Source organism: Streptomyces sp. PU-14G (assembly GCF_041028275.1).
Classification (GTDB): domain Bacteria; phylum Actinomycetota; class Actinomycetes; order Streptomycetales; family Streptomycetaceae; genus Streptomyces.
This window is the reverse complement of the sequence record NZ_JASKYT010000325.1, coordinates 1-6,943: the sequence shown is the minus strand read 5'-3', so window position 1 is coordinate 6,943 and position 6,943 is coordinate 1. Positions and strand designations below refer to the sequence as shown.

7 protein-coding genes are annotated in these 6,943 nt (G+C 72.2%); 4 read left to right on the top strand and 3 right to left on the bottom strand.

Annotation, left to right across the window (positions count from 1 at the left end; translation table 11 throughout):
- The 4 genes from AB8Z75_RS27595 to AB8Z75_RS27580 all read left to right on the top strand — a co-directional run.
- A partial coding sequence (locus tag AB8Z75_RS27595) for a M55 family metallopeptidase (protein WP_369206627.1) occupies positions 1-487 on the top strand: 487 nt, incomplete at its 5' end.
- Entirely contained in the window at positions 480-1,955 is a 1,476-nt protein-coding gene (locus AB8Z75_RS27590; protein WP_369206625.1) for a M20/M25/M40 family metallo-hydrolase, read from the top strand. The genes AB8Z75_RS27595 and AB8Z75_RS27590, both read left to right, overlap by 8 nt.
- 6 nt (positions 1,956-1,961) lie before the next feature.
- The gene (locus tag AB8Z75_RS27585) at positions 1,962-4,004 is read left to right on the top strand and encodes a S9 family peptidase (protein WP_369206623.1); all 2,043 of its coding nucleotides are present in this window, start codon (positions 1,962-1,964) and stop codon (positions 4,002-4,004) included.
- Positions 4,001-4,534, top strand: coding sequence for a DinB family protein (locus AB8Z75_RS27580; RefSeq protein WP_369206621.1), 534 nt, complete (start codon positions 4,001-4,003; stop codon positions 4,532-4,534). Before AB8Z75_RS27585 ends, AB8Z75_RS27580 begins: the two co-directional genes overlap by 4 nt.
- 101 nt (positions 4,535-4,635) lie before the next feature.
- On the opposite strand, the gene AB8Z75_RS27575 is transcribed toward AB8Z75_RS27580, so the two are convergent.
- The 3 genes from AB8Z75_RS27575 to AB8Z75_RS27565 all read right to left on the bottom strand — a co-directional run.
- A complete protein-coding gene (locus AB8Z75_RS27575; protein ID WP_369206619.1) occupies positions 4,636-5,559 on the bottom strand; it encodes an aminoglycoside phosphotransferase family protein in 924 nt (307 codons plus the stop codon).
- Positions 5,492-6,676 carry an IS701 family transposase gene (locus AB8Z75_RS27570; protein ID WP_369206617.1) on the bottom strand — a complete coding sequence of 395 codons (1,185 nt, stop codon included), beginning with the start codon at positions 6,674-6,676 and terminating at the stop codon, positions 5,492-5,494. The genes AB8Z75_RS27575 and AB8Z75_RS27570 overlap by 68 nt, the downstream gene beginning before the upstream one ends.
- Positions 6,677-6,729: 53 nt before the next feature.
- Positions 6,730-6,943, bottom strand: a 214-nt coding sequence (locus tag AB8Z75_RS27565; protein ID WP_369206615.1) for a transposase, incomplete at its 5' end; no start/stop codon positions are given.

Here is a 6,943-nt window from a genome sequence, read left to right as displayed (position 1 = left end):
CACTCTCCTCGCCAACTCGCTGACCGGCGTGTGGGCCGACGGCGTGCGGGCGAGCGAGGGGTATCTCAACTCGCTGGTCACCGCGGAGTACGGCGTGCCGATCGTGCTGGTGACGGGCGATGACCGCACTGTCGAGGACGCCAAGGGTTACGCGCCCGAGGCCAAGGGTGTCGCCGTCAAGGACTACGTCTCGCGGTACGCCGCCGTCTGCCGCCCGCCCGCACGCACGGCGGCCGAGATCCGGGACGCGGCCCGCCGCGCCGCCCCCCTGGCCGTCCGGCACACCAGCCCAGAGCCCGAACCGCACACCATCGAGATCGAGTTCGACGCGGAGCACCTCGTCGGTGCGGCCACCGTCGTCCCCGGCGTCGCACGCACCGCCGAGCGCCGGGTCTCCTACACCTCACCCAGCGCCTATGAGGCCATCCGGTGCTTCAAGGCCGTCACGACCGTCGTCTCCTCGGCGGTGGAGGAGCAGTATGGCTGAGCCGGCAGGACGGAAGGCACCCGGCGCGGGCGAGCAGCGGCCCGGCCCGGGCCGGCATCTGGACGCCCAGGTCTTCGACGAGGTGGTGACGGCCACCTCCGAGCTGATCAGGATCGACACCACCAACCGCGGCGGCGGCGAGGGCGACGAGCGGCAGGCCGCCGAGTACGTCGCCGCCAAGCTCGCCGACGCGGGGATCGAGTCGCGGCTGCTGGAGAAGAAGGCGGGGCGCACCAACGTCGTCGCCCGCGTCCCCGGCACCGACCCCTCGGCCGGCGCGCTGCTGCTCCACGGCCACCTCGACGTCGTCCCGGCCGAACCCGCCGACTGGAGCGTCCACCCCTTCTCCGGAGAGGTGAAGGACGGCGTGGTGTGGGGCCGCGGCGCCATCGACATGAAGAACGCCGACGCGATGGCGCTCTCGCTGGTGCGCGCCTGGGCCCGCGCGGGCGTGCGGCCACCCCGCGACATCGTGCTGGCCTTCACCGCCGACGAGGAGGACAGCGCGGAGTTCGGCTCGGACTTCCTCGTGGAACAGCACCCGGAGCTGTTCGAGGGCTGCACGGAAGGCATCAGCGAGTCCGGCGCCTTCACCTTCCACGCCGGAGACGGCATGCGCCTCTACCCGGTGGCGGCGGGGGAGCGCGGGACGGCGTGGCTGAAGCTGACCGCCCACGGAAGGGCGGGGCACGGCTCCAAGGTAAACAGGGCCAACGCCGTCAGCCGGCTGGCGGCCGCGGTCAACCGCATCGGCGAGCACGAGTGGCCCGTCCGGCTCACCCCCACCGTGCGGGCCGCGCTCGCCCGCCTCGCCACGTTGCACGGGCTGCGCCCGCTGGGCCCCGACGCGAAGGACGCGGAGGTGGACGCGCTGCTCACCCAGCTCGGCCGGGCCGCGGCCCTCATCGAGCCCACGGTGCGCAACAGCGCCAATCCGACGGTGCTGGAGGCCGGTTACAAGGTCAACGTCATCCCCGGGACGGCCACCGCGCGAGTGGACGGGCGCATGCTCCCAGGCGCCGAGGAGGAGTTCCACACCACCCTGGACGCGCTGAGCGGCCCCGACGTGCGCTGGGAGTTCCAGCACCGCGAGGTTCCGCTCCAGGCCCCCGTCGACTCGCCGCTGTTCGCCGCCATGAGCGAGGCGCTGGAGCACTTCGACCCGGGTGCGCACGCGGTGCCCTACTGCATGTCAGGGGGCACGGACGCCAAGCAGTTCTCCCGGCTCGGCATCGTCGGGTACGGCTTCACCCCGCTCAAGCTGCCCGAGGGCTTCGACTACCAGGCGCTCTTCCACGGTGTGGACGAGCGGGTCCCCGTCGAGGCACTGCACTTCGGCATCCGCGTGCTCGACCGCACCCTGCTCGGCACGGGCGCCCCGGGCCCCGCGCCGGCCACCCAGGACGCCGCGCACGCGTCCACCGACCACCCGCCCGTTCCCGACACGACCGTCCCGTCAGGAGGCTGACCACCCATGACCTCCCAAGCCCCCTACGGCACCTGGCCCTCACCCATCGACGCGCGGACCGTCGCCGCGCACGACGGGCGGCCCGAGTTCCTCGGCTCCGTCGGCGAGGAGCTGTGGTGGACCGAGCCACGCCCCGAGGAAGGCGGGCGCCGCGCCCTGCTGCGGTGCGCCGCGGACGGGCAGCCGGCCACCAGCGTGCTGCCGGCGCCGTGGAACGTGCGCAACCGCGTCATCGAGTACGGCGGTCTGCCCTGGGCCGGTGCCCCGCGTGCCCAGGGCGGTCCGCTGGTGGTCTTCACCCACTTCGCCGACGGGCGGCTCCACGCCTTCGAGCCCGACGCCCCGGATGCCGAGCCGCGTCCGCTGACTCCGCTCTCGGACCTCACGGACTCGGGGCTGCGCTGGTGCGACCCCGTCGTGCTCCCCGAGAGGGGCGAAGTGTGGTGCGTCATGGAGGAGTTCACCGGTGAAGCCCCCACCGAGCTGCGTCGGCTGCTGGCCGCGGTCCCGCTCGACGGATCGGCCGCCGAGGACCGCACCCGCGTACGGGAGCTGACCGGAGACGGCGACCGGTTCGTGACCGGCCCGCGCCTCGCGCCGCAAGGACACCGCGTGGCCTGGCTCGCCTGGGACCACCCCGCGATGCCGTGGGACGGCACCCGCGTGATGACCGCGCGGATTTCCGACGACGGCACGCTCGGCACCCCGCGCGCGGTCGCCGGCGGCCCCGAGGAGTCCGTCGCCCAGGTGGAGTTCGACCACGACGGCTCGCTGCTCATCGCCACGGACGCGAGCGGCTGGTGGAACCTGGCCCGGGTGGACGTCGAAGCGGCCGAGGCGGCCGAAGCCGCCGAGCCGGGGCGGGGACCGACGCTTCCCCGGGTGCCGCTGTGCCCCCGCGAGGAGGAGTTCGCCGGCGCGTCGTGGAAGATCGGCCAGCGCTGGTTCGCGCCGCTGTCCGGCGGGCTGGTGGCCGCGCTGCACGGAAAGGGCGCCCAGCGGCTCGGTGTGCTCGACCCCCGGACGGGGGAACTCGTCGACGCGGCCGGGCCGTGGACCGAGTGGGCGGCCTCGCTCGCCGTCGTCGACTCCCGGGTCGTCGGCATCGCCGCCGGCCCGCGCATCTCCCACGAGATCGTGGAGCTGGACACCAGGACGGGACACACCGTCGTCCTGGCGGCCCGGCACGAGGACCACGTGGACCCGGCCTACTACCCCGAGCCGCAGATCCGCACGTTCACCGGCCCCGGCGGGCGGGACATCCACGCCCACCTCTACCCGCCGCACCACCCGGAGCGCACCGCGCCCGAGGGCGAGCTGCCGCCGTACGTGGTGTGGGTGCACGGCGGTCCCACCAGCCGCTCGCCCCTGGTGCTCGACCTGGAGATCGCCTACTTCACCTCGCGCGGCATCGGTGTCGCCGAGGTCAACTACGGCGGCTCCACGGGATACGGCAGGGAGTACCGCAACCGACTGCGGGAACAGTGGGGTGTCGTCGACGTCGAGGACTGCGCCGCAGTCGCCCGCACCCTGGCCGACGAGGGCACCGCGGATGCCGCACGGCTCGCGATCCGCGGCGGCAGCGCCGGTGGCTGGACCAGCGCCGCCTCCCTCACCTCTCCGCTCGCGGAGGGCGTCTACGCCTGCGGCACCATCTCCTACCCCATCCTCGATCTGACCGGGTGGGCCACGGGGGAGACCCACGACTTCGAGTCGCAGTACCTGGAGTCCCTGGTCGGCTCTTTGGCGCAGGTCCCCGGCAGGTATCGCGAGCGCTCCCCGGTGAACGGCGCGCAGCGGGTCGCGGCGCCGTTCGTGCTGTTGCAGGGGCTGGACGACGTGATCTGTCCGCCCGTGCAGTGCGACCGCTTTCTGGAACTGGTCAAGGGCCGGGGCGTCCCGCATGCCTACCTGGCGTTCGAAGGGGAGGGGCACGGCTTCCGCCGGGCCGACACCATCGTCCGCGCGGTGGAGGCCGAACTGTCGCTGTATTCCCAGACCTTCGGTCTCGGCCGCGACGACATCCCGCAGCTGGAGCTGCGCTCATGAGCGTCCCCCCGCTTCCCGAGGGCGAGCCCGACCCGTCCTTGGCCGACCCGCACACCCTGCTGGGGGGCTATCTCGACTACTACCGCCACGCCCTGCTCCGCAAGGCCGCCCAACTCCCCGAGGAGCAGCTGCGCACCAGCCGGCTCCCCTCGGGCTGGACGCCGCTGGAGTTGGTCCGCCACCTCCAGTACGTCGAGCAGCGCTGGTTGCACTGGGGCTTCCGGGCCGAACAGGTCCCCGACCCGTGGGGCGACCGGGAGCCGGATGCCGACGCGGACCGCTGGTATGTGCCCGACGGCATGAGCGTCCAGGAGGTCCTCGACGCGTTCACCCGGCAGTGCGACCGCTCCCGGCAGGTGACGGCGGATGCGGCGCTCGACCGGCGTGCGGCGGTCGGTGGCCGCTTCGCCACACCCGAGGAGACCCCCAGCCTCGCCTGGATCCTCTTGCACCTGCTCCAGGAGTACGCGCGGCACGTCGGCCAGCTCGACGTGGTCGTGGAACTGGCGGGCGGCGGCACGGGAGAGTGACACGGGCCGCTCCCGGGTGAGGGGACGCCCCCGGGTGAGGGGTGCCGCTTCCGGGCCGTGGGCACCGCTTGGCGGGCGCGGCGCTGCCCCGGCCGGGCCCGTCACAGCGCGGCGACGTCCGCGAGGACGCGGGCCTGCCGCATGAGGGTGACGCTGCGGTGCAGGTCTTCGTCCTCGTCCACGGACCACAGCGCGTACTCGACGTGCCGCGCCACCGCCCAGGCACGGACCCGGTCGACGTCCTCGCCCACGGCGTCCGCGAGCAGGGCCGTGCGGTGGTGCAGCACGCGGTGCGGATCGGGGTGCGTGAACGGATCGTCGACCTGTTCGAGCAGTGGCCATGGGTCGAAGGCGGGGTCGCCCGTCATCGGCTTGGCGTCGATGGCCAGCCACGGGACGCGCCGGGCCGACAGCAGGTTGCCGGGGTTGAAGTCGCCGTGCAGCACCACCGTGCGGGCGGCGGTGGCCGGCAGTTCGCGAAACAGCCGCGCCGCCAGCCGGTAGAGGCCGGCATCCAGCTCGGCGGGCCACTTCCTGGCGGCCTGCCGGTCGGCCAGGCGGGCCCACCTGGCGGTGATGTCCGCGAGCGGGTCGATCCCCAGCTCGGCCGCCTGCGCCACGTCGGCGGACCAGAGCAGGCGTAGCACCTGGGCGGCAGACAGCAGGCGGTCTTCGGCGGACAGGTGGTCGGCACGGCCCAGCTCGGTGCCGGGCTCGGCACGCTCCAGCAGCAACGCGAAGCACTCGGCGTCCTGTTCAAGTACGCGGACGGCGCCGTTGCCGTTCCACAGGCCTAGTACTGCAACGGTGCTTGCGGTGGCTGGTGGCCAGGTCAGGGGCTGTGTCCGCGTCGTTTGTAGTGGCTGATGCGGGCTTGGTGCTGGCGTCGTCGGCGCCAGTGTGACCAGTGCAGAACGTCGTCGACCGGGGTGGGGCGCCGGTCGGTGAGGCGGGTGATCAGGCGTCTGATCTCGGCGAGGCTGAGGTGGATGAGCTGGGAGGATCCGTTTCTGCTTTCCCGGCATCCAGCTGGCGGGCTCGCAGGACGGTCAGGCAGGCGTGGGCGGCCATGGCGAGGGTCATGTGGCGGTGCCAGCCGGGATAGCGGCGGACTTGGTAGTCGTCCAGGCCGCATTCGTGCTTGGCGCTCTGGAAGCATTCCTCGATGGCCCATCGGCTGCCCGCGATGCGGATCAGGTCATCCAGGGTGGTCTGGGCGGGGCAGTAGGCGATGTAGTAGGAGATCTCCTGCGGGCGGGCGACGCTGCGGCGGGCGATGACCCAGTGGCGGCGGTCGGGTCGGTGCCAGGGCCGCACCTCGACGCGTGCCCAGTCGTAGATCCGCAGGCCGTGAGCCCCGGTGCCGCAAGAACGACGCTTCCACTTCTGCCGGGCAAGGCCGTTGAACAGGTCGTGGACGGGATGGTCGATCGCCCAGCGGGTGACCACGGTGTCGTGCCGGGTGGTGGCCATGACGTGGAAGACGTCCGCCTCTTCCAGCTCCGAACGCCAGCCCTTGCTGAACCCGTAGGCGGCATCCGCGGTCAGCCACCCGAACGGGATCCTGTCCGCGACCGCGCGGCGGACCATTGCCTTGGCCATGGCCACCTTGGTCTCGAAGGCGACCCCGTCCTCGATGCCGGCCCGGCGGCACCTCTCCCGGTCGTCGGTCCAGGAAGCGGGCAGATACAGACGTCGGTCGATCAGTGTCCGCCCGCGGTCGGTGGCATAGGCGAGGAAGACGCCGACCTGGCAGTTCTCCGTCCGCCCTGCGGTTCCGGAGTACTGCCGCTGCACTCCGGCCGACCGCCTCCCCTTCTTCAGGAAGCCCGTGTCGTCCACGACCAGGACGGCGTCCCGGTCACCGAGGTTGTCGACCACGTACTGACGCACGTCGTCGAGCACCTCATCCGCGTCCCACTCGATCCGGTTCAGCATCCGGTGCATGCGGTCCGGGCCTTCGTGACCGGCTTCCTCCGCCAGCGTCCAGCCGTTCTTCCGCTGCAGCGGAGCGATCAGGCCCCGCATATAGGCCAGTGCCGACTCACGCGGCTCCGACCTGCTGAAACGATGCACGAACCGCTCATGCACAGCGTCCAGTTCACCCGCCCACAACCTGACATCAGCAAGATCCCCACCCATGAACAGGCCAACGACCAACCTGGCCACCAGTCACCACAAGCACCGTTGCAGTACTAGGGCCTGTCTGACAAAGGATCTTGGGCGGGTTCGCGCAGCCAGAGGATGAGTGCGGCGAGGTGGACTCCGGCCTTGTAGCGGGCGGCGAGTTTGTCGAAGCGGGTGGCGATCGCGCGGAACTGCTTGAGACGGCCGAAGCAGCGTTCGACCACGTTGCGGGCCTTGTAGACCTCGCGATCGAAGGTCGGCGGTCTGCCGCCGGCCTTCGAT